Below are 22,262 nucleotides of genomic sequence, written 5' to 3' on the forward strand. Positions count from 1 at the left end.
CTTCGTACGTCAGTCCAAGCCTGCGATCGGGTCGAACGCTCCGTCCTTCACGCTCTGAATCCAGGCACGAGCTCCGTTCAGGGGATACAGCAGGGGCGGGCGGTCGGTGCACTTGGTGTCGCTGACCAGGATCCAGTCGCCCATCCGGCCAACCCTCACGCAGTCCCCACCCCCGCCGCTGTAGGACGACACCGTCCCCTCCAGACGGGACAAATCGAGCTTGGAGAGGTCGGGCCTCTGCGACTGCACGGTCACTACAACTCCTTCATCATTTTCTTGAGGCGCACGCGGGTCTCCTCTGGCTCCAGCGCTTGGTTCCAGAGGTCGGTGAACACCGCGGCGTAGCGGTCCGTGTACAGCTCCTCGTCGATATACCCCGAGCTGACCATGTTCTCGAGCCATACGACGGACCGCGCAGGCCCGGGGAAATCCATCAGTACGAATCCGCCCGCGACGCCGGGGTGGACACCGATGGTGTCCGCACCGGGCAGGATCCTAATCGTGCATCTGGGCTGCTCGGATTCGTCGACCAGCCGTTCCAGCTGCTCCTCCAGGACAGCCTTGTCCATGAGGGTGCGACGCAGACAGTCCTCGTCGATCAGGGCCTGGAAGTCGCTGAGTGCACTGCCGGCGTTTCGCCTCTGGCGGTCCATGCGGATGTCGACGAGTGCCTTCACGTCGGCCGGGCGCAGATCGGGACGCATGCGCCCGATGACGTGAAGCGCGTATTGCCGGGTCTGAAGACGGCCGGGGACGATCCGCGGCTGGTACGTGCGAAACAGGGTCGCCTTCTGCTCCAGGGCGAGGAACCCCTCGAAGTTCATCGGCCCGAGGACTCCGGCATTCCGTCGCCAAAGAGCCGGCCGCGGACGGGTGGACGGGCTGTCGGAGCTCAGCAGCGCAAGGATCTCGTCCCGCTCGGCGGGCTCCGCTCCGATGCAACCAAGGATCGCCTGCGCCAGGGCTGCCTCCTGGGCGAAGCGCTTGCGCTGGCCGTGCTCGATGCGGCTCAGCTGACTGGGCCCCAGTCTGCGCGGCGGTTCGTGTTCCAGGAGCAGCGCGGAGACCTTGGCCAGCGTCAAGCCATGACGCTCGCGCAACTCCTCGATGCGCGCGCCTACTTCACGGAGCGTCAGTGACGACGGTGCCTCGTTACCGGGCGACATGCCGGTTAGTGTGCCTTCTCGCCGGGCTCCCGACAACAAATCTCTTCAGCAATTTGCTCACTCATGTTGCTAACTCCCGGTCGACAGGCGCATCCTAGCGAGGGTCACGATGCGTACGAGATCCGTCGCGGCTTGTGGCATGTGCCGCTGGCTGTGCCGGTCTCAGCTCGTCCCCCGCCTTCGTCCGAGGAGGGCCGCACCATGGGCCGCCCCACGTTGTTCCACGTTGAGCTGAAGCGACGTGGCTGGGACAGCTGGGAAGAGTTCTGCATCCACTTCACGGCTGGCGGGCGGGCTTTGGCGGAGCTTACGGGCCAGCGTCGCCTTGCCACCGCAAGCGTCGGACGCACCACGTTCGAACGCTGGGCGCAGCCCACCTATTGTGGTCGGCCGCGGTCAGAAGCGGCGCAAATCCTGGAACACATCTTCGGTCACTCCACGGACGAACTGTTCAGCCCGGCCCGTACACCTGCCGAGCTTCGCCAGCCGACCACCGAAGCGGCGGCGGTGATTGACGACCGCTGGCCCTCCACATCGCGCCTCATCGTGCCGGCTACCGGAGCCGCGGGGATGTGGGAGCTCACCGGCCGGGACTCCCTGGCCGGTACAGCCGCCGCTGTACAGGTCATGACCGCCGTACACGAGGAGGACGGCGACGAGGTACGCGTCCTCGACTCCGACGAAGGCCTGAAACAGTTCTTACGGCCCGCCGCCCGCCGCGGCTTCCTCCTCGGCGTGGCAGAGCATGCCGAGGACTACGGGTTGTACGTACTTGACGCCGCATCGGCAAGACGGGCCCAAGCTGTCGCCACGGCCCGCAGCAATCCCGTTTCCATCCCCAAGGCGTACCTCCTCGACGACCTCACCTACGGAATCCTCTGGTCCCTCACACAACTGGACGATGGTCTCCTCGCCGACGACCAGGCCCTCGACGCCGAGAGCCATAACCTGGACACCTACCTCGCGCTCCCGCGCTCTGCCCCCAACCGCCAGCTGCTGGAACTGACCTCTGCGGGGTCCAGCTGGTGGGGGTCAGCATTCTGCGCCCACTACATCGAGCGGGAACTCCAAAGCGCCGGAGAGATTCCCGCATTTTGGACGCGCGAACAACGCGGCGCCGAGGCAGCACCGTGGGTGATCTTTTCCCACAAGATCGACTATCTGCGGCGCATGGGCCGCTTCGTCGACGGCGGCCAGACGACCTCCCGTGTCTTCTGCGTCCCTGAGGCTGCCGTCGCCCGCACCGAGCGCTACGAACGCATCCTGCTGCTGCTCGCCATTGCCCTCATGGAACGCCACGGCATCCGCGTCCGACTCGTAACAAACCCCGCGTACGCCGACATGGACGGTGTCGCATTCATCCCTGGCCAGAAGGCCGTCGTCGCCAACTGGGTGCGTACCGGAGAGGCGTTGTGGGCCGCCAGCACCACCAGCAGCCGCGGGGATCTTCGCTCGTATCGCACCGCCTTCGGCGATGCCGAGGAGATCAACATCCTCATCAGCCCCGACCCGAAGGGGCGCCTGGAAGAGCTCGCTCGCTACTTGGACATCGACTGGGGGTGGATCACCACACGATGCCGAGAAGTGGCCGAGCACGGTGTCGCCGGCCTCGTCCGGACGCGGAGCCGTCTGCTGACGAGCGACGGCCTCGACGATGCCCTGTCGTTCCTCGGCACCTTCGCCCCCAGAATCTGAAACGATTTACGCTCTCCCGCCTCCGCGACCCTGAAAGGGCTCCTGTGCCAGCCTCCTCCAGCACGAACGACACCGTCGAAGTGATCACTCTCGGCGGGACCGTTGCCATGACACGCAGCTCCCAGGCGGGGGGCGCGACGCCGAGCCTAACCGGAGCCGACCTGGTCGACGCCGTTCCTGACCTGCGCAGTGCTTCGCGGATCACTGTGGAGGACTTCCGACAGCTCCCAGGCGCCTCACTGACTCCGGCAGACATCGTTGCCCTGGTGGAGCACATCGCAAAGGCCGAGGCAGAGGGCATCCGAGGCGTGGTGGTAACACAGGGCACCGACACGATCGAGGAGAGCGCCTTCCTGGCAGACCTGTACTACCGAGGGGACATCCCCGTGGTCTTCACCGGCGCCATGCGCCATGCGAGCCTCCCGGGCGCCGACGGGCCAGCCAACATCCTCGCCGCAGCACAAACTGCCGCCTCAACAGAGGCACGCGGCCTCGGAGTCCTGGTTGTCTTCGGCGATGAGATCCACGCCGCGCGGCACGTGCGCAAGATGCACACGACCAGCATCACCGCGTTCGCGTCTCCGAACGCCGGGCCCATCGGCCACGTTGTGGAGGGCACCCCTCGCATCCACAACCGCGGACAGCGCACCCCGTCCGTTCCTTGGCCCGGCGGCCCGCAGCCCCGTGTCGAGGTGGTCACCGCCGCACTCGGGAGCGACGGCGCTCTCCTTGACACACTCAAGGACACAGTCCAGGGCCTCGTGATCGCCGCCTTCGGTGTAGGCCACGTCCCGGCCTCCTGGTGTGACAGGCTCGAAGCGCTCGCCGATACGATTCCGGTGGTCCTTGCTTCCCGGATCGGCACCGGTTCCGTGCTCACGAGCACCTACGGGTTTGCTGGATCGGAAAGCGACCTGCTCGCAAGGGGACTGATCGGCGCCGGCACTCTCGACCCCTTCAAGGCCCGGCTGCTGCTCAGCGCCCACCTTGGTGCGAATAGCTCCCGTGCTGAGATCGAAGCCGCCTTCGCCGCCTGCCGGTGACCCACGACCGCACCCTCGGAGATTCCGTCATGCGCTCCACTGAGCTCACCGTCCGCCGCCAGATCATGGTTGTTCTTGAGCACGGAGAGGACTTCTACTCCGGCCTGGCCGAAGCGTGCGCCAAGCACGACATTCGGTCTGGCTACATCCCCTCCTTCGTCGGGGGCTTCCGCACTGCGCGACTCGTCGGGGACTGCAAGCCCCTCGAGAACCCGGACGCTCCTCTGTGGGAAGAGGTCGAGGTAGAACATCTGGAGGCTCTCGGTGGTGGCACGCTCGCCTGGGACGCCGAAGAGGGCCAGCTGGCGCCACACATCCATGTCGCAGCAGGCATCAAGGACGCCTCCGCCGACGGGCGCGTCTCCCACCTTCTCGGTGCCACCGTCCAGTTCATCTGCGAGATCCCCGTGGTGGAAGTGATCGGAGCCGCGGATGGGCCGGCACTGACCCGAAGCCGGGACCCACACCTGTTCGGTGGGGAAGTACCCATCCTCGGCTTCGGCTCTCACAACTAGCGGCGACGGCGGCGACAGCCATGCGCCGAGCCACTCGATTTCGCCAGGTGGTTCACCAACGACGCCTGCATCTCTTCGAGTCGTTCTGCTCCCACTTTGTGCGCGCCGCCCATGAAGTGGCCCAACTGGACGAGAACGCTCGTCTCGCGACGGCGATGGTCTCGCGGAGCGCCTGGGACCGCTGGATGGACGGAGACATCCAGGGCACTCCGCGGGCCGACACCTGCAGAGTCCTGGAGCACCTCCTGGGGGAACCCGCAGAGGTCCTGTTCGGCCCGCCGCGCCCCGCTCCACCACGCGAGGAGCAGGAAAAGGCGCTGTCGCCTCACCTCGACGCGATGGCGTCCTTCCGACTCGCCGACCGCCAACTCGGCGGCGGCCACGTCTACAACTCGCTTCTGCTCTACCTCCGCACCGAAGTCACCACCAGCCTCATCGGTCTCGGCGCAGTCCAAGGCGCAGAGGCGTTCCGCGACGCGGCAGTGCTGACGGAGATGGCCGGCTGGATGGCACACGACTCGGGGCGCGACACCGTTGCCCAGGGACACTTCCTCAGTGCTCTGCGTTTCGGCCAAGCAGCCGGCGACCCGTCTGTCGCCGCCAATGTGGAAGCCGGCATGAGCCACCTGGCCCTCCAAGGAGGCCACGCCGACCAAGCGGTCGAACTTGCACGCAGTGGGCTGGACCGGCTCCGCGCCGCCGAGCATGTGCCGGTTCTGGCAGCCCGACTCCACGCCATGAAGGCCCGGGCGCTCGCGCGCGGCGGCTACGCCAAGCAGGCACAGCAGTGCTTGGAATCGGCACGCGAGGAACTAGCCGCTGCCGACACGGCGCTCGTGCCGGACTGGGTGGCCCCCTTCGACGCCGCGGCACTCGCGAGCGAAGCCGCATCCATCCTGCTCGACCTACGAATCCTTCCGGCGGCCACCGACGAGGCGAACCGCGCCCTCAAGCTCCGCGACGCGAGCCGGGCCCGTAGCCGTAGCCTCGGGCAGATCACGCTCGCCCAGTCACTGATCGCGCAAGACCAGGTGGACGCGGCCTGTGCCGTCACCCACGACCTACTGGAAACCTGCCAGTCGCTGGGGTCCATCCGCATCAGCCGGGACCTTGCGGATCTTCGGACCGCACTCGAGCCATACGCCAGCTCCAGACAGGTCAAAGAAGTCCTTGACCATATGACCGTCGTGGCCCGGCACCGTAGATTGCTGCTGGCCAGCCTCACCGTCACGGAAGGGTCCCAGGTGTGAGCAACGCACCTCAACCGGGAGATCCCGGTCGTGATGTGTACCTCGCTGAGGGCAACGCCAAGCAGGCCCGGAAACGCGTGGTCGCGGACGCCCTGATCCGAAACGACCAAGGACACGTGCTCCTGGTCGACCCGGCCTACAAGGAAGGGTGGGATCTGCCTGGCGGCATGGCTGAGGCCAACGAGGAACCTCTCGACACTGTCGCGAGGGAGCTCCGCGAGGAACTCGGGCTCGGAGCCGACTGCGTCCAGATGCGCGGCCTGCTCTGCGTGGACTGGGTGGGTCCTCACGGCCCGTGGGATGACCTCCTCGCTTTCGTCTTCGACGGCGGTGTCCTACCGAATGACCGAGTCGAGAAGCTGTCTATCAAGGACGACGAGCTCAATGGCTTCCGGTTTTTCGCGCCCGAGGAAGCGCTCCGCCTCCTCCCCAAACGGCAACGCGCACGCGCGACCCAAGCACTCATTGCCCTCGGTGACGGAATCCCCCGGTACCTCCGAGACGGCGTCCCCGCATGGAACTCCTCAGAGACGCCGACTGGTTGGCAACGCACTTGAGCCGGATGAACAGAGGAGTTCCTGGGATGCCGCGGAAATCGAAAGGGATGCTTCGGCCGCTCCACGGAACGATCGTGAGAGGTGTCCCATTGCTCCCGCCAAATTCGATCTCGCGCTCCCGGCAAGAGGCGCCCTCCACCTTCCAGGGATTCCCGGAGGTGTAATGCCGGGGACGAGCCAGATGGCGAGCTCGGGAATTTCTTCTGCTTTGCGTTCTAAGGCGTACGAAGTGTGCCCTCCGGGGGTCGACACCTTTCGGATGAGCTGGAATTTCTGCTGCTGGTAGTACTCCGCGAGAGCGGGGGAGCTGCAGTCGCGACGTACGCAGCTGACGCCCTCGCGCGCAGCGCGGTCGACGGCCCAGTCGGCGATGAGTGTGCCGAGCTTGCGGTGGCGTTCGGCGGGGTCGGTGACGGTGCCGTTGAGGTAGTAGGCGGTGTCGGCGGCTTCAGTCGCGGTCCAGGTCCAGGGCGCGGATGTCCGGAGGATCGTGGTGCAGCCCAGGACCCGGTCGCCGTGTTCGGTGAGAACCCACATCTCGATTGGGTGGCGTGTGCAGTTGCGGGCCAGCTCTTGGACGTGCTTTCCCCAGTTGCGCCAGCTCGGAAGCTGGTTGGCCTTCATCCAGTCGGAGCGGGCCTGGATCATCGCGGCGAGGCCGGGTTGGTCGTCCGGCGTGGCTGGTCGCATCGCGAGCATGCGGTCCGCTCCCTGTGTGCTCCCGTCCGTGAGCGGTCGGCAGTCTGGTGTTCCGGTCCGCACCTTAGACGTCTACTGCCTGGTAGGCGCAACCTTCTCTGTGCTGGGTCCGGATCGTGTGTGAGGCGTGCCGATAGGCGGCGGGATGCCCTGAGACCCCGCCTTCCGTCAGTCTGCGGATGTCAGGCTGCGGCGGGCCGTGAGCGCAGAAGCCCGTCGGTGAGGCGCTGGGCGAGGAGGGCGGCCTGGAGGGCGCCGGCGGGGCCGGGGTCGGCCCGGCCTTGTCCGCGAGCGTTGGCCAGGGCTTGCTCCAGGCGAGAGGCCGGTGCGCCGGGTGACGAGGAAGTGAGGTTCAAGGTACCCGTCCGGGGGCGATCCCGGGCGGCGGCGCACGGGGCCGGGCCGCCGTCGCGTCGTCCTGAGCCTGTACGAGGTGACGGCTCAGGCGTGAGAGGGGGCCGGGAGAGTTCGGGTCAGGTCGTCTCTGCCGGCCGGGGGTGGAGGTCAGTCCAGCTGCATGGGCACGTTGATGTACTGGGCGGCGACCCAGCCCTTCTTGCCCTTGTGGGCACCGGACTTCACGGTGACGTAGCCCCAGGCGCCGGGCTTGCCGTTGTCGCCCTTGTTGCACTGCCAGTACACGTCGGTGCCCTTGGAGAGCTGACCGGTGGCGGCGTAGCCGGTGCCCGGGCCGGTGCGGAACTTCACCGTCGTGTACACGTCGGTGTTGAGCTTGATCTGGTGGGTGCAGGCTCCGCTGCCAACGGTCGCGGCGCTGGCGGTGGAGGCGGTGGCGACGGCTCCGCCGAGGAGCAGCGCGCCGGTGGTTGCCACGGTCGCGACGCGGCGGGTGAGGGTGTGCATGTGCGGCTCTTCCTGGTGTCGTCGGCCGGAATTCCCTCGCCCGTCTGATTTCGTCACCGCGGTGCTGATGGGCGGTGAAGACGGGCGAAGAAGATCAGGAACGCGACGGGTTCGTCTTCGCTCCGGACTCGATCTTCTTTCTGGGCAGGGGAGTTGACCAGGCTCGGTTTATTCCGTGAACCCGCCTTCCGGAACGCCGGGGTCAGGTATACGCCGTTCCGGAATTCGGTATGCAGGAAGAGGAAATACAGGAAGTGGTATTACCGGGAATGTGCGGCCAGCGGTCAGGCCGCGGTGATCGAAACGGCGAGGGCTCCGATGACCATGTAGGGGCCGAAAGAGACGTGTGTGCGGCGGGCACGGCCGACTGCCATCCGCGCCACCTCCAGGACCGCGCCGACGACGAAGCCTGCGGCTGCTCCCCAGAACAGGGCTGTCCAGCTACTCCAGCCCAGGAGCGCCCCAAGGGCCGGTGCGAGCTTGACGTCGCCGAGCCCCATGGCACCGGTGAACGCGATGAGGAGGAAGACGGCGGTGAGCACGGCAGCAGCGGCGGCCGCGCGGCCCAGACTCCCGGGCTCGCCCGCCAGTTGGGCCGCGGTGAGCAGGAGGAACGTCCCGCACAAGGCGGGAAGGGTGAGCACATCGGGGAGCCGTTGCACGGCGACGTCGATCAGGGCGAGTGCGACACCGCACGCGGCGACCCAGTACTGGGCGGCGGCGACCCAGCCGCTCGCCCCGCCCGCCGCGATCACGGCGAACACCGCGGCGGCTGCTACCTCCGGCGTGAAGGCGCGCGGCCCGATCGCCTGTGCGCACGCCGGGCAGCGCCCGGAGACGGGCAGCACCGGCAGCGGGCGTTCGAGAACGCCGCGGCCGCAGTGCGGGCAGTCACTGCGCGCGGAGGCGGGCGCCGGGACCGAACGGGCGAAGACCACCGGGCGGGCCGCAGCACCGGCCAGGGCTCCGATGGCGGCGGTCAGGGCAACGCTGAGGGCAGACAAACGAGACTCCTACGTGCACAGCCCGGCCTCCCCGTGCCGGGCCGGTCGGATTCGACCCTACGGCCCGCCACGACGACTCCCACTGGCCCGCCTCCCCGAATCCCCTGCCGCCATGAGCACCGCGCCCGGGGCCCTGGCGGGAACTGATGGCACATGCGGTCGCACGGCGTCGCCTCAGGCTCCCCGTGAGCCGGCGTCGAGCGTTTCCGCCAGGCTGAGCGCGGCCAGGACCTGCACCTGGCCCTCTGCCGGCTCAAGGGTTCCGGCCGCGGTCGCCTCGGCCACCCGGGCCGCGTGCTCCAGTGCCATCGCCACGCCGGTCGGCTCCCGGTAGGTGGTCAGCCACTCGAATCCCGCGCGGAGCGCGGCCGCGAGGTCGCCGTCGTGGTCCTCGGGACCGTTCGTGGTTAACGCCCGGAGCCACAGGTCGGCATGGGACTGCACGATCGCGGCGAAGGGCCGGTAGTCCGTGACGGTGCCACACCGGCCTCCCGCGCCGTCGGCCCCGCGGCGCCCGGTCCAGTTGCCCGCCAACCACCGATGGCGGTGGCAGACCTCGAGCCGGTAGTCCACCGGCCGGTCCCGTTCCCGGCTGCGGCTCTCGACGACGACGGTCGACGGCGCGGTGCATGTGGTGATCTGGCGCAGGACCGGCACAGCGGAACTCCTCCTGGTCGCGAGTGGAGTTCTGATCATGACCAGGTGAGAGGCGCGCTGTAGTCCACCATTGGGCACTACGGCTGTGACCCGGCTCTCACTCCCCCGACGGTGCCGCACGAGAGCGGTCCGGCGAGCGGCGGTCACTCCCGAATGTCGCCGGGAGCCATGTCGTCCCGCAGCCTTAGGTAACGCACCGGGTGGCGGTGTCGGCCCAGGTCAAGCGCTGTATCGGCGTCGACTTCGGCAACGTGCTCGGGCACCACGGGCTGGAAGACCAGCAGCTCCTGCGTTCCCCAGCCCGCCGAGAACTCCCGGCCCCACCAGGGGTGCTCGGCTCCCGCCGGGCGCAGTACCGCACCCAGCTCGAGCGCCGCCGTGCGAGACAGCGGCGTGGAGCGGGCGACCAGCCGGAGACGGCCGGTCGCGTCGAGCCGGCCGAGCAGGAGTCCGCGGGGGGCCTGCGCGGTGCCGGTGACCGCACCGATGATCCCTTCCGCCGTCATGCGCGTCCTCAGCTTCAACCACCCGCGCTCCCCGGACCTGTACCGAGAGCCGGAATCCTTGATCATGAGGCCTTCGACGCCCGCCGCTCCCCAGGCCGCATCCAGCCATGTGCGGGCTGTTGCGGCGTCGGCGGTCTGCGGGCACAGCGCCCAGGGCGCTGCGAGCTCCAGAGATGCGAAGAGGCTCTCGAGTGCGCTCCTGCGCTCATGCAGGGGCTGGTCCATGAGGACGGTGCCGGAGACCTCGAGCAGATCAAAGGTGATCAGGTGGGCGGGCTGCTCACGGGCGGCGCGCTCTGCCCTGGGCCCGCGAAGCCGGGCCCGCTGCTGAAGGGCCGTGAAGTCCAGCCTGCCGGCGTGCCAGACCACCAGCTCGGCGTCGACGACTGCCTCGACAGCGAGCGCGGCCGCGGCACGGGCGATCTCCGGAAAGGCAGGGCCGAGGTCGGCGCCTCGCCTCGACTGGAGGTACGGCTCGGGACCGGTGAACACAAGGACTCGGAACCCGTCGACCTTCTGCTCGAAGAGCAGGTGCCTGGCCCCGGGTGGCGGCAGAGTTGTCACAGAGCGCGCCAGCATCGGCTCGACCGGCGGTGAAAGGTGCACCCGTCCAGTCCTACGCTCTTCGCCCTCCGCTCGCCCGCGTACAGTCCCGCCCCCGACACCGCCGGGGTCCTCGGCGGGCCCCAGCGCGGATGGCGAGCGAGGGCGGGGAGCGCATCGCCGCGGGCCCGCGCGTCCGTCCGCGGGCGCACTGCCAACCGCCTGAGCACCGCCTTTCACCCGAGCCGGACCACCGTCGCAGCAGCCGGATGGCTTGTCTTCGGCGTCCGAAACTCGCATGTTCGAATCTATGTTCGATAGAGTCGAAGTGAAGGGAGTCGATTCATGCCTGTTTGGGGGTATATGAGGCGGAGGGTGGCATGCGTGGAGGGTTTCCTCATCTGCACGTGGCGAGCGGGTTTTCAGCCCGCTACGGCGCCTCACATCCAAGCGATCTCGCCGCCCGGGCCGCCGAGCGCGGCATCGGGACGCTGGCGCTGACCGACCGGGACATGGTCACCGGGACCGTCCGTTTCGCGAAGGCCGCTGCGGCTGAGGGGATCCGCCCGCTGCTCGGTGTGGACCTCGGAGTCGCCGCCTGCACTCCCGCCGCTCCGGCCGCCCGCCGCCGCACTCCGGTGCGGGGTGGTGCACACGTGGCCGAAGCACCGTTCCGGGCGACCTTCCTGGCCCAGGGTCCGGACGGGTGGGCACGGCTGTGCCGGCTGGTGTCCGCCACTCACGCTGCCGCGTTCGCCGCCGGTGCTCCGCCGGCGTCGTCGTGGGATCAGCTGCGCCAGTACGCGGGCAGCGGCCTGGTGGTGATGCTCGGCCCTGCCTCCGAACCGCTGCGCGCCCTCTCGTCAGGGCGCGCGGACATCGCCGAACAGCTCCTGGAGCCGTGGCGGCAGGCCGCGGGCGAAGGTCTGCGGCTGGAGGTCGTGTGCTGGGGTCTGTCCGGGACAGGGCCCGGCTCCGTACGCCTTGCCGCGCACACCCTCATGCTTGCCGACCGCCTCGCCATCCCGGCCGTCCTGACCAACGCCGTCCGCTACGCCGACCCGGGGCAGCACCGGATCGCGGACGTGCTGGACGCCGCGCGGCTGCTACGCCCGGTGGACCGGCGACGGCTGGACTGCGGCGAGCGCTGGCTCAAGCCCGCCGGCGACATGACGGCGATCGCACAGCGGGTCGCGACGGCCGCCGGTGCCGACGGCCGGAGGGCGGAGTGCCTCATCGCCGACACGCTCACCGTCGCCGACTCCTGCACCCTCGACCCCGTACGGGACCTCGGGCTGGGCACCCCGCACTTTCCCGAGCCCGAAGTGGTGGGTGCGGAGCCGGTGCCGGGCGGCGCGATGCGACTGCTGCGGCAGCGATGCGAGGCCGGAATGGTCGCTCGCGGCCTCGACCTCGACCGGCGCGCAATGGACCAGCTGCACTACGAGCTCGGCATCATCGGACGGCTCGGCTACGAGGCCTACTTCCTCGCCGTCGCCCAAGTCGTCGCCGACGTCCGCGCGATGGGCATCCGGGTCGCCGCGCGCGGCTCCGGTGCCGGCTCGATGGTCAACCACTCGCTCTTTGTGGCGACCGCAAACCCCTTGTCACATTCTCTCCTTTTTGAGCGTTTCCTGAGTGAGCGGCGAGCCTCGCTCCCGGACATCGACATCGACGTCGAATCCGCGCGCCGACTGGAGGTCTACGACCGGATCATCGCCCGCTTCGGCACAGAACGCGTCGCAGTCACCGGCATGCCCGAGACCTACCGCGCCCGCCACGCCTTGCGCGATACGGGCCTCGCACTCGGCCTGCCGCCGGCCACCGTCGACCGGATCGCGAAGTCCTTCCCCCACATCCGCGCCGCCGACATCCGTGGAGCACTCGCAGAACTCCCGGAACTGCGCGGCCTGGCAACAGAAGCCGAGAACTTCGGCCCGCTGTGGGAGCTCGCCGAGGGCCTGGACAAGCTGCCGCGTGGGATCGCCATGCACCCCTGCGGCGTCATCCTCTCCAACTCCACACTGCTGAACCGCCTGCCCGTGCAGCCCACGCCCGGTGGCGAGTACCCGATGGTCCAGGCCGACAAGGAAGACGTCGAGGACCTCGGCATGCTCAAGCTCGACGTCCTGGGCGTGCGGATGCAGTCCGCGATGGCCCACGCGGTGAAGGAGATCCGCCGCACGACCGGCCGGCAGATCGACCTCGACAACCCCGACCACGTCCCCCTCGACGACCGGTTCGCCTTCGCCCTCATCCAAGCCAGCGACACCGTCGGCATGTTCCAGCTCGAGTCGCCCGGCCAGCAGGACCTGGTCGGCCGCCTGCAGCCCCGCGGCCCCCAGGACGTCATCGCCGACATCTCCCTCTTCCGTCCGGGCCCGGTCGCCGGCGGCATGCCCGCCCTCTACATCGCCGCCCGCCACGGCGCCGAACCCACCTACCCCCACCCCGACCTCGAACCGGTCCTCGCCGATACCTACGGAGTGACGATCTGGCATGAACAGATCATCGACATCTTCGCCGTCATGACCGGCTGCGACAGAGCCCTCGCCGAAGTCGCCCGCCGCGCCCTCGGCGACGAAGAGCGCCTGCCGAAGATCGAGTCGTGGTTCCGGAAACTCGCCGGCGCACGCGGCTACACGCACAGCGTTCTCGACGAAGTCTGGGAGATCGTCTCGTCGTTCGGAGCATACGGATTCTGCCGCGCCCACGCCGTCGCGTTTGCCGTCCCCGCCCTACAGTCCGCGTGGCTCAAAGCCCACCACCCCGCCGCCCTCTACGCCGGCTTGCTGGAGCACGACCCCGGCATGTGGCCGCTGCGCGTCATCGTCGCCGACGCCCGCCGCCACAACGTCCCCGTCCTCCCCGTCGACATCAACCACTCCAAGCCCGCGTACACGGTCGAGGAGACGCCGGACAGCTGGGGCGTGCGGATCTCCCTGTCCTCGGTACACGGCATCAGCGAAGACGAGGTCGTCAGGATCGCCGCCGCACAGCCCTACACCTCGCTCCAGGACTTCTGGGCCCGCGCCCGGCCGAAGCTGCCGACCGCCGAACGCCTGATCAGGATCGGCGCACTCGACCAGTTCAAGGGAGAGGCGTCACGGCGGGACCTGCTGCTGCAGGCGACCGAGCTGCACCGCCAGACCCGCACCCGCCCCGGCACCGGCCAACTCCCGCTTGACACCACCCTGGTGACCGCCGGCCCGGCCGGGCTGAGAGAGATGACCGCCCGCGAGAAACTGGAGGCCGAGCTCGGCGTACTCAAGATCGACGTCTCACGCCACCTCATGGAGGACCACCACCGCCTCCTGCACGAGATCGGCGCCACCGACGCCGCCCATCTCAAAGCCATGCACCCGGGACAGAAAGTCCTCGTCGCCGGCGTACGGGCCTCCACCCAGACCCCACCCATCGCGTCCGGGAAAAGGATCATCTTCGTCACCCTCGAAGACGGCTCCGGCCTGGTCGATCTCGCCTTCTTCGAGGACTCCCACGAGCAGTGCGCCCACACCATCTTCCACAACGGACTGCTCCTCGTCCGCGGCAGCGTCGAAGCCCGCGGTCCACGCCGCACCGTGGTCGGCGAGATGGCCTGGGACCTCGACTCCCTCGCCACCACCCGCGCCACCCACGGGCCCCAGGCCGTCCTCGACATCCTCGGCCAGCCCCCCGCACCCACACCCGCCCAGCCGACACCAGCACGCACGATCCCCGACGGAACAGCTGGCGCGCGGCTCCACCCCTACGCGGACCTCCAGCCCGCCGGCACCCGTTCCGCCGACCTCACCCGCCTGGGCCACCGCAGCCAAGGGAGCGCAGGTTGAGCAGCACACCGCCGGTTTACCGCCCCCGCGCCATCGTCCGGATCTACTTCCATGTGCAGCAGCGCAGCGAAGAGCTGTTCTCACAGCTGTTGGACGTGCTGGGCGGCATCAGCCCGACCATCGAACCTCTGCCCGCCGACTGGTCCGCCTACATGGACGTCACCGGATCCTTGCGATTCTGGGACCGCGACGTCGAAGGCCTGGTCGCGGTGATCCGCCTGCGCCTTCTCGCACTCCACGGCGTGCAGAGCTCGGCAGGGGCGGGTCCCACGCGGTCGATCGCTTCTATGGCCGCTGCCCTCACCCCGCCCGGCGCCGCAACCATCGTCGGCGACACACCCTACGAGATCGCCGCGTTCCTCCGCCCCCAGCCGGCCCCCGCGCTTCCTGGAGTTGGGCCCAAGACGGCCAGGACGCTCGCCCGCTACGGCATCACCACTGCCGGAGACGTCGCCGACACCACACCCGCAACCCTGCAACGGATCCTCGGATCCGCCGCCCGCCAGATCCAGGACTTCGCCCGCGGCATCGACGAACGCCCCGTCGTCCCCGCCGCCGCTCCCCGCTCCCTGAGCGCGAGCCACCGCTTCGACCTGGACGAACTCGACACCGACCAGCACCAGCGCACCGCCCTGGCCCTGGCCGAGGACCTCGGCGAGCGCCTACGCAAGGCCTCCGAGATCGCACAGGCCCTCACGCTCACCGTGGCGTACGCCGACCACACCCACACCGTGCGTACGCGCACGCTCGCCGAGGCCACCGCGCATACCCCCGCCCTGGCAGGAACCGCCCGCCAGCTCGTGGCCGATCTCGGTCTCCAGCGTGCCCGCGTCCGAGGGATCTCCCTGCGAGCCGAACGGCTCCTCCCGGCCGCCCACTCCACCCACCAGCTCACCCTCGACGACCGCGACGAAAAGCTCCACCGGCTGGAAGCCGCCCTCGACCGGGCACGCGCCCGCTACGGTCCCGGCGCCGCCGGCGCCGCCTCCGCCTTCAAGAGGCTCACCACGTCCTGATCCCGGATCCCACGGGCAGGGTCAGCACCCGTACTCGTCGAGCACCGCCCGGGTCGCTCGGTCGAGCGGGCGCAGCGGGTGCGTGCTGCCGTCCTCGGCCGGCCCCAGGCGCAGCGTCGTCCCGCCGGTCACCGGCGTGACGGTCAGCACGCCGTCGTCGACCATGGCCTGGACGGCATCGTGCCGGTAGGGGCTGACGGCGAGGCATCCGTTCGCGTACTGCCGGTCGTAGCGGTCGTACGGGCCGGCGAAGTAGTAATCGGCGACGGGACCTTGGCCCTGCCACACCGTGAAGGCGATCACCGCCGCGACGATCCCGGGAACCGCGGCCCGGGGACCGGGCGGGGTGATCAGCTTCGGTCCGTGCCGGTAGATCAGGGCCGTCCCGGTGCAGGCGATGAGGCCGGCCGCCAGGAACAGCAGCGTGTAGTGGGACAGCAGGTCGGCGCGCTGCCCGAAGGTGAGCGGGAGTCCGGTGCACGCGAGCACCAGCCAGCCGAAACCGGCCAGTGTCGCGCCCTGGTAGCCGTTGAGCTTGGCCGGCCACTTCGCCCGGTCCGGCACCAGCTGCTGCTCGCGTCCCACCCAGCGGCCGGCACCGCGCAGTCGTCCCGACTCCGGCGCTACGCCGTCCGCGCGGTGCTCGACGAGGAGAGCGAGAACCGCGTCACCGAAGGCGAGGGCCCTGGCGTGCACGGCTGACCGGTCGCCGCTCAGCTGGTTGAACTCGGCCTCCCGGCCGGGCTGGATCCGCGTACCCGTGGCCCCGCCGCGGGGAAAGGCACGGTTGAGGGGATGCCCCGGGTCGGGAAACCCGGGCAGTGTGGGCGCCGTCCGCCCACCGACGAGCAGACTCGCGTCCGGCCTGCCCGTCCGGTCAGGGATGTACGACTCGTACAGCCGGTTCACCTGCCGCTCGCCGCGGAGGCTGGCCTGCAGTGCCTCCGCCTGGTCGATCACGGCGGCCAGGAGAGGGTCGGACGGGGCGCTGCGCATCTGTGCGAGGGCGGCGTTCCGGGGGACGGCCCGCCACACCCCGCCGCGCCGGTCCAACACCTGGTCCTTCCACACATCACGCAGGCACGGCCAGACGCGGGCGACCGGCAGCCGCCGGGGCGGACGCCGGTCGGCGAGGTGCTCGCGCAGCAGCGTGCTCGCGCAGCGCAGATAGTCGGTCTCGGCAACGTAGGAGATCGCGGCGGCGGTCGTGCGCTGCCCGCTGGGAACGTCCTGCACGCGCTGGGCGGCGGCCCGGGCCGCGTCGCCCTGGGCGCTCAGCTCGGCGATCGCCCGGCGCCAGCGGCTGCTCACCGGCCGCCCCCCTTCCGTACCCGGTGTGGTGTCGCCCCTGAGGCTACCCGCACGGTCGCACACGGCATTCTCCCCGGCCGGGCCTTGCAGGCCGGGGAGTTGGGGGAGCGGGCGGTCAGGCCGCTACCGGCTGGTGGGACCAGTTCAGGTCGACGTGGGTGGCACCCTCGCGGACGACGATGGGACCGTGCTCCTTCTCCAGCCGGCGGTACTCGTTGCCGCCGGAGTTCGGGTTCTTGTACCCGGCCCACTTGCCCAGGTCGGCCTGCGACAGGGCCACGCCGGCGGCTTGGTGGGCGACGTAGATCCGCTCGGCCCGCTGCCGCTGCGTGAGGTTCTTCGGCAGCACTGAAAGGTCGATGTCGATGCTCAGCCGCTCCCGAGTTTCTTCGTCTTCCTCGTCGTGCGGCGGAGTGTCGTGCTCGGGGTCGGGCTCCTCGCCCTCGGGCTCCTCCTCTTCTGCATCCTCGTCACCGGGGGCGCCGCCGCCCGGCACAGGCTCCTCGTCGGACTGACCAGCGGGCGAGGCCGTCGCGGTGGGCGCGGCAGGTTCTTCCTCAGGTTCGGGGTCCTGCTCTGCTTCCGGTTCGGGAACGGCCGCAGGGCGCGGCTCGACCGCCACGGCCGGCACCGGGGCCTCCTGCGTGGCCGCCTCCTCTTCCTGCGGCGTGATGGCCGCCGCGGACGCCGAGGCAGCGGGTGGGGCCACTGCGGCCACCGGAGCCTCTTCGGCCTTCCCGACGGCGGTCTTCGGGGCGCTGGCCAGCGCGTTGACCGGCACCGCGCCGACCGCGGCGGTGTCCACGATGGCGGCCGATTCGGCGCGCTCCACGGTCATCTCGGCCGCGGCGGCGACCGGTCGGGGGCGCTGGGAGCCGATCACGCGGACGTTGTCGACGGTCGCCAGGAGTTCGGTCCGCCACGCCTTCCACATCTTGACCGGCGCGCCGATCGGCCAGGGCAGCCACAGCAGCAGGCTGTAGGCCCGCTCGCTGTCGGCCTTGCGGCGCTTCTGCCGGCCCATGATGACCTGCTCGATCTTGTACAGCAGCATCTCGAGCAGGATCGCGTACACCAGCGGCGGGACCACCGCGAGGAACGCACTGCCGGCTCCCGCCCCGGGGGCGTGGAGCAGGTTCATCGCCGCCGAGGCCGACACGAACGCGAGCAGAAGGATCCGCGTGATCGCTGAGGACCGCAGCGTCAGGGCCTCGAAGAAGCGGATGAGGGAGAGGCTGAGGGCGCCGGCGTCCAGGAGCAGCGCGAAGCCGGTCGCCGCGTCCCAGTCGCCGCCGTTGTGCGCGTGGGCGTACTCGCGCTGCGCCCCGAAGGAGAGCCAGGCAGCGATACCGGCGAGCACGAACATCATCAGACAGCCGATACCGAGCGCGATCACGGCGAGGCGACGCTGCCAGGCGTTGCGGCGCTGGAGGGCGAGCGCGGCGCGCTCCTCGGTGGTGGCGTGCTGTTCCGCGGCCCTTCGGCGGCTGCCCAGCAGCAGGGCGACGGTTGTCGCGGTCCCGATCCCGGCCACGGCAAGACCCGCGGACAGCGCCAACTGGAAGGTGGTCATCGGCGGCCCCCTTCCCTGGAGCGTGCCGCGGGGATGGCGGGCCCGGCGGGCGGGACGGCGGCGTGCTGCCGACGGCGGCTCATGTGCGCGGTCTCCTTCGTCGGATGGTCGGCCGAAGAGGCCCCTCGCTCTCTACAGGTGTGATCGAGCGGTGCGGTGTGACACCGGAGGTCGGTGAATTTCGAGCGGGTCGTGGTCATGAGGCCGCAGACCCCAAAGTGGGCTTGTTCCTCTCGCCCTTGAGGAGCGTGCGCAGCAGGCCACGGGTCTCGGGCGATGAGTCAACGCCCTCCTCGGCGTTGATCCGGGCCAGTTGGGCGGCGGCGCGCTCCAGGCCCTCGCGGTCGCCCATCTCGTGGCAGATTGTGAAGAGGTCCCGGTAGAGCAACTCGCTCTGGGAGTCCACGAGCATGCCCTTGGTGACAGCTTGGGCTGCCGCCCGGTAGTCGCGGACCTGGCGGCGGCGTTCGGCGAGCTCGTGGGCGACGTCGACGATCGCGCTGATCATCTCCTGGATGTCGGCCTCCGCCCAGGCGTACTTGGAGGGGTCGATGTCCGCGAAGGGCCGGCCGCGCACGAGAGCCAGGGCGTGGGCGAGGGCGACGTCGGCGTCCTGCCCGTCGTGGTGCATGCCCTGCTGGTACAGCTCTTTGAAGCGGTCCCAGTCGGAGGTGACGGCGGGGCCGAGCCGGTAGATGCCGTCGGTGACCGCGGGAAGATAGGCGCTGCGGGGGTCGTCGGCGGGGACGTGAGGGTTGGGGCCGAGCCAGGAACGCAGCCGGGACATCGCGGTGTTGCGGGTGCTGGAGGTCTTGCGCAGCCCGGGCCAGATCGCGTTGTCGAGGTCCTGGCGGCCCAGGCCGGGGTGCAGCACGAGCCAGGCGGCGATCTCCAGAAGGTGGTTGCGCCGGTTGCTGCCCACCCGGCCCTGCGCGCCGGCCAGTGTCACCGGGCCGAGGACCTGGACCTGGGGGTCTTCGGGCTCGGCCGGCGGGGTGGCCAGCGCGGCCAGCACGGTGGAGGTAGCGGCGCTGGGACGGGGGATGATCCGTGCTTCGGCCGCTGTCGCGGATGCCGTGGTCTCGCCGAGCGCGGCCGCGGTCAGGCCGGGCGCGTCCTCGTCCTGGTCGCCGGTCATGGCCGAGTCCCCTTCCTGCGTCTCCTCCTCGTCCGGGCCGTCGCCGAGCGCGTCGGCGGACAGACCGGAGCCGACCTCTTCTTCGTCGGGCTGAAGCGGCGAGTCGTCATCGCGCTCGCCGAGCACTTCGTCGAGGACCTTTTCGAAGTCCTGCTTCGGCTCAGCGGTGTCCCACACCTCGGCACCCAGCGCGGACGCCTCCTCGGGGTCTTCTTCCTCAGCGGGCTCGGGCGTCTCCCAGCCGGTGGGCTCGCCAGCGGAGTTGCTGTCGGTGTCGTCGTCCGGTTCGTCGAGGGCGGGGGAGCCCGCGACCGCGGGGGAGAGGGCGCTGCCGTCCTCCTCCTGCCAGTCGTCGCCGCTGCCGGTCAGGGCGTCGTCGGGCGTCTGGGCGGCGGAGAAGTCGGTGAAGCTCGGCACAGCGGTCGCCAGGCCGCTGCCCTGGGTCTCGACCGTGGTCACCGCGGGAACGGCAGAGGTCTCCGGGGCGAGCGCGTAGTCCTCGCCGGCGGTGAAGGCGGGGCGGGGACCGTTGGTATCGGCCGGGCCGGTGTGACCGGTCCACGCCGGCGGGGGGACGTCGTCGGTGCGGCTGGAGGTGGCGATCAGTTGGACGAGCCGGTCGTAGGAGTCGGCGTCCAGGTGCTGGAGCTTGACCGCGAGGTCCAGGTCGGGGAGTTCGACGAGGGTGCCGGGCTGGGCGGGCAGGGTCCAGGCGCCGGGCAGGTCGAGTTCGCCGCCTGCGGCGGTCACGACCGCGACCGAGGTGCGGGGCCGGGAGGAGAGGAGGTCCTCGAGCTCGGCGGCCGCCGCGCCGGTGGGCGGGGCGGCGGCGATGAGGATGCGGGGGATCCAGGTGTCGCCGCCGTCCTCGACCAGCCGGGCGGCCCGCAGGTGGTCGTGGCCGCCGTCGGTCAGGGCCTGGCGCTGGAAGGCGTCGTGCGCCTGGAGGTCGCTGGTGGCCGGGCCGAGATCAGCGTGGTGCTCGATCTGGTCGGGGTAGAGGTGGTGCAGGTCGCTTCCGGCGCCGGCGAGGAGGACCTGGGTGTCGGGCGCCAGCTGCGAGGAGGCGAGTTCGACGGCGAGGGCGAGCATGACCGCGCGGACGTCGGCCGGGCTGCCGGCCAGACGCAGCAGCCCGATGGCCTCCAGGTTGACCAGGACCGCGTCGCCGTCCTCGGTCTCGCCGAGACTGACCAGGGCCGGGTAGGGCACCGTGATGTCGGCGGCCTCGTCTTCGTTGAGGAGGGCCGCGCCGCGGGCGGGGCACACCCACACCGTCGGGTTGTCCTCGTGCTCGGTGAACGGAGCGACGGGCGGGGTGACGGCGGCCAGGTGGAGCTCGATGCCGCGCGCGGTGATGCGCATCGCCTCGACCTCTGGCAGAGGCCGGCCGTTCTGGCGGCAGTTCGCGGCCAGGGTACGCAGGGCGCGGTCGGCGAGCGCGGTGCCGGTGATGTCGGACGCCACGCGCAGCTGCTTCTCGAAGTCGGCGGTCGCACCGGAGGGCATCGGGATGCGCCGCTTGGGGCGCCGTCGGCGCTGCTGGTGCGCCCGTCGGGTCGCGACGACCGCGAGGACGGCCGCGGCCAGGATGCTCCCCGCCGCGGCGATCGTCCGCACGCTCGTGTCGGCGCTGTCGCCGGCCTCCGCCGTGTCGTGCGCCTCGGGCGCCTGGGTGGGCGTGCCGTGCTGCTCCCGCTCGCGGTCGGGCGCCGGGCTCTGCGCGGCCGGCGGCTCGCTCGGGGTGTCGGGGCGGGCGGTCGGCTGCCCGCCGTCCTGCTGGTCCTTGTCCGCGCCCTGGCCGCCGTGGGCCTGGTCGCTCTTCTCCCCCTTGTCAGCGCCCGGGCCCGCATCGTCCTGGGCGGGTGGCTGCGTCTGCTCGGCGCCGGGCCGTTCCTCGGCCTTGTCCTGGTCGGCGGGCTGTTCCTGTGGCGGCTGCGCCTCGTCCGGCTTCGAGTCGCTCCGGTCGCTGCCGGCTGCGGTGGGGATCTGCAGCTTCCAGCCGGGATAGATCTCGTCGGGGTCGTCGAGGGCGCGCCCGTCGTCCTGCTTGACGCCCTTGTTCGCCTCGACGATCCGGGGGTAGGCGTCGGCGTTGCCGAGCTCGTCCTCGGCGATGCCGGTCAGTGTCTCGCCCGCGCGCACGGTGTGGGTCTGGGCCGCCGCTTTGGAGCCGGCGGTCTGTGCCCGGGCTCCGTCCTGGTCGGCTGCCGGGTCGGGGGAGGCGTCGGCGGGCAGGCGCAGGGTCCAGCCGGGTTGCAGGACGGTGGTGTCGGCGGTGACGAGGGAGCCGTCCGCCTGGCGTACGCCTTCGTTGGCGTCGATGATCCGGTGCCACTCGATGCCGGCACCCAGGCGCTTCTCCGCGATGTCCCAGAGGGTGTCGCCTTCCTGGACCTGGTGGACGGGGCCGTCCCAGGCCGCAGAAGTAGAGGACGCCGCTTTGGCTGCGGTGGCCGTCGCGGAGTGGGCGTCGGCGGTCACACTGGCCGTGGCCACGGTGGCGGGGGCTGCGCTCGCGGGGCTAGCCATCGCGGTGCCGGTCGGCAGCAGGACGAGGATGCCGCCGACGAGGGCGCCGGCGAGCTGCTGGGATCCGCCGAGCATGCGGATCCGGGGGGCCCGGACGTTGCGCAGCGCGGCGCCCGTCTCCAGGACGACCGAGACCACGAAGCTCAGCCAGCCGTACCAGCCGATGAGGGTGATGGCGCCCAGGAACAGCTGGCCGGAGTCGGGGCTGGTGAGTGCGGTGGTGATCTCGTCGAAGCCGGGGACGTGGTCGGGCAGGACCCCGATGCCGAGCAGGACGGCGGGCACGCCCGCCAGGAGCGCGACCAGGGCCACCAGGGCGAAGAGCGCACGAACCAGGGTGGCGGCGGCACTGCGGTTTCTCAT

18 protein-coding genes are annotated in these 22,262 nt (G+C 70.4%); 7 read left to right on the plus strand and 11 right to left on the minus strand.

Features of this window, described 5'->3' with window-relative positions; all coding sequences use genetic code 11:
- Positions 1-9 precede the first annotated feature (9 nt).
- The gene (locus tag ACIGO6_RS32080) at positions 10-255 is read right to left on the minus strand and encodes a DUF397 domain-containing protein (RefSeq protein WP_266552267.1); all 246 of its coding nucleotides are present in this window, start codon (positions 253-255) and stop codon (positions 10-12) included.
- Positions 255-1,166, minus strand: a complete 912-nt coding sequence (locus tag ACIGO6_RS32085; RefSeq protein WP_266552270.1) for a helix-turn-helix transcriptional regulator — start codon at positions 1,164-1,166, stop codon at positions 255-257. Before ACIGO6_RS32085 ends, ACIGO6_RS32080 begins: the two co-directional genes overlap by 1 nt.
- Before the next feature lie 201 nt (positions 1,167-1,367).
- Here ACIGO6_RS32085 and ACIGO6_RS32090 point away from each other — a divergent pair, with 201 nt between their 5' ends.
- From ACIGO6_RS32090 to ACIGO6_RS32110, 5 genes are all read left to right on the plus strand, one after another.
- Entirely contained in the window at positions 1,368-2,861 is a 1,494-nt protein-coding gene (locus tag ACIGO6_RS32090; RefSeq protein WP_399882461.1) for a hypothetical protein, read from the plus strand.
- An 80-nt stretch (positions 2,862-2,941) separates the two neighbouring features.
- On the plus strand, positions 2,942-3,904 hold the full coding sequence (locus ACIGO6_RS32095; protein ID WP_323137500.1) for an asparaginase: 963 nt from the start codon (positions 2,942-2,944) through the stop codon (positions 3,902-3,904).
- A gap of 29 nt (positions 3,905-3,933) precedes the next feature.
- Positions 3,934-4,419, plus strand: a complete 486-nt coding sequence (locus ACIGO6_RS32100; RefSeq protein ID WP_266552278.1) for a PPC domain-containing DNA-binding protein — start codon at positions 3,934-3,936, stop codon at positions 4,417-4,419.
- Between the two features lie 20 nt (positions 4,420-4,439).
- Positions 4,440-5,669, plus strand: coding sequence for a hypothetical protein (locus ACIGO6_RS32105; RefSeq protein WP_399882464.1), 1,230 nt, complete (start codon positions 4,440-4,442; stop codon positions 5,667-5,669).
- Entirely contained in the window at positions 5,666-6,226 is a 561-nt protein-coding gene (locus ACIGO6_RS32110; protein WP_266552284.1) for an NUDIX hydrolase, read from the plus strand. Before ACIGO6_RS32105 ends, ACIGO6_RS32110 begins: the two co-directional genes overlap by 4 nt.
- On the opposite strand, the gene ACIGO6_RS32115 is transcribed toward ACIGO6_RS32110, so the two are convergent.
- The 6 genes from ACIGO6_RS32115 to ACIGO6_RS32140 all read right to left on the minus strand — a co-directional run bounded on the left by ACIGO6_RS32115 (position 6,194) and on the right by ACIGO6_RS32140 (position 10,535).
- Positions 6,194-6,925, minus strand: a complete 732-nt coding sequence (locus ACIGO6_RS32115) for a GNAT family N-acetyltransferase (RefSeq protein ID WP_266552287.1) — start codon at positions 6,923-6,925, stop codon at positions 6,194-6,196. The two genes, ACIGO6_RS32110 and ACIGO6_RS32115, sit on opposite strands and share 33 nt — an antisense overlap.
- A 182-nt stretch (positions 6,926-7,107) precedes the next feature.
- A complete protein-coding gene (locus tag ACIGO6_RS32120; protein ID WP_399882467.1) occupies positions 7,108-7,281 on the minus strand; it encodes a hypothetical protein in 174 nt (57 codons plus the stop codon).
- Between the two features lie 148 nt (positions 7,282-7,429).
- On the minus strand, positions 7,430-7,789 hold the full coding sequence (locus ACIGO6_RS32125) for an SH3 domain-containing protein (RefSeq protein ID WP_266552290.1): 360 nt from the start codon (positions 7,787-7,789) through the stop codon (positions 7,430-7,432).
- A gap of 284 nt (positions 7,790-8,073) precedes the next feature.
- Positions 8,074-8,793, minus strand: coding sequence for an A24 family peptidase (locus tag ACIGO6_RS32130; protein WP_266552293.1), 720 nt, complete (start codon positions 8,791-8,793; stop codon positions 8,074-8,076).
- A 174-nt stretch (positions 8,794-8,967) separates the two neighbouring features.
- Complete coding sequence (locus ACIGO6_RS32135; RefSeq protein ID WP_399882470.1) at positions 8,968-9,450, minus strand: hypothetical protein; 483 nt, start codon at positions 9,448-9,450, stop codon at positions 8,968-8,970.
- A gap of 143 nt (positions 9,451-9,593) precedes the next feature.
- Positions 9,594-10,535, minus strand: coding sequence for an ATP-dependent DNA ligase (locus tag ACIGO6_RS32140; protein WP_399882569.1), 942 nt, complete (start codon positions 10,533-10,535; stop codon positions 9,594-9,596).
- Between the two features lie 344 nt (positions 10,536-10,879).
- On the opposite strand from ACIGO6_RS32140, the gene ACIGO6_RS32145 reads away from it, so the two are divergent.
- Positions 10,880-14,329 carry a DNA polymerase III subunit alpha gene (locus ACIGO6_RS32145; protein ID WP_399882472.1) on the plus strand — a complete coding sequence of 1,150 codons (3,450 nt, stop codon included), beginning with the start codon at positions 10,880-10,882 and terminating at the stop codon, positions 14,327-14,329.
- Positions 14,326-15,345 carry a DNA polymerase thumb domain-containing protein gene (locus ACIGO6_RS32150; RefSeq protein WP_399882474.1) on the plus strand — a complete coding sequence of 340 codons (1,020 nt, stop codon included), beginning with the start codon at positions 14,326-14,328 and terminating at the stop codon, positions 15,343-15,345. Before ACIGO6_RS32145 ends, ACIGO6_RS32150 begins: the two co-directional genes overlap by 4 nt.
- Positions 15,346-15,366: 21 nt before the next feature.
- Here ACIGO6_RS32150 and ACIGO6_RS32155 read toward each other — a convergent pair whose 3' ends face one another.
- The 3 genes from ACIGO6_RS32155 to ACIGO6_RS32165 form a co-directional block, all read right to left on the minus strand.
- Positions 15,367-16,656, minus strand: coding sequence for a hypothetical protein (locus tag ACIGO6_RS32155; RefSeq protein WP_399882476.1), 1,290 nt, complete (start codon positions 16,654-16,656; stop codon positions 15,367-15,369).
- A gap of 115 nt (positions 16,657-16,771) precedes the next feature.
- Positions 16,772-18,229, minus strand: a complete 1,458-nt coding sequence (locus ACIGO6_RS32160) for a DUF2637 domain-containing protein (protein WP_399882478.1) — start codon at positions 18,227-18,229, stop codon at positions 16,772-16,774.
- 196 nt (positions 18,230-18,425) lie between these two features.
- Positions 18,426-22,262 carry a LysM peptidoglycan-binding domain-containing protein gene (locus ACIGO6_RS32165; protein ID WP_399882480.1) on the minus strand — a complete coding sequence of 1,279 codons (3,837 nt, stop codon included), beginning with the start codon at positions 22,260-22,262 and terminating at the stop codon, positions 18,426-18,428.

Origin of the sequence: Streptomyces sp. NPDC053750 (assembly GCF_044544295.1) — a bacterium.
Lineage (GTDB): Bacteria > Actinomycetota > Actinomycetes > Streptomycetales > Streptomycetaceae > Streptomyces.

What these genes read in the sequence shown, in the direction of transcription:
- ACIGO6_RS32125 (WP_266552290.1), bottom strand. Translation starts at nt 7,789, where the DNA reads ATGCACACCCTCACCCGCCGCGTCGCGACCGTGGCAACCACCGGCGCG.
- ACIGO6_RS32090 (WP_399882461.1), top strand. Translation starts at nt 1,368, where the DNA reads ATGGGCCGCCCCACGTTGTTCCACGTTGAGCTGAAGCGACGTGGCTGG.
- ACIGO6_RS32165 (WP_399882480.1), bottom strand. Translation starts at nt 22,262, where the DNA reads ATGAGAAACCGCAGTGCCGCCGCCACCCTGGTTCGTGCGCTCTTCGCC.
- ACIGO6_RS32105 (WP_399882464.1), top strand. Translation starts at nt 4,440, where the DNA reads ATGCGCCGAGCCACTCGATTTCGCCAGGTGGTTCACCAACGACGCCTG.
- ACIGO6_RS32140 (WP_399882569.1), bottom strand. Translation starts at nt 10,535, where the DNA reads ATGCTGGCGCGCTCTGTGACAACTCTGCCGCCACCCGGGGCCAGGCAC.
- ACIGO6_RS32100 (WP_266552278.1), top strand. Translation starts at nt 3,934, where the DNA reads ATGCGCTCCACTGAGCTCACCGTCCGCCGCCAGATCATGGTTGTTCTT.
- ACIGO6_RS32145 (WP_399882472.1), top strand. Translation starts at nt 10,880, where the DNA reads ATGCGTGGAGGGTTTCCTCATCTGCACGTGGCGAGCGGGTTTTCAGCC.
- ACIGO6_RS32115 (WP_266552287.1), bottom strand. Translation starts at nt 6,925, where the DNA reads ATGCTCGCGATGCGACCAGCCACGCCGGACGACCAACCCGGCCTCGCC.
- ACIGO6_RS32085 (WP_266552270.1), bottom strand. Translation starts at nt 1,166, where the DNA reads ATGTCGCCCGGTAACGAGGCACCGTCGTCACTGACGCTCCGTGAAGTA.
- ACIGO6_RS32160 (WP_399882478.1), bottom strand. Translation starts at nt 18,229, where the DNA reads ATGACCACCTTCCAGTTGGCGCTGTCCGCGGGTCTTGCCGTGGCCGGG.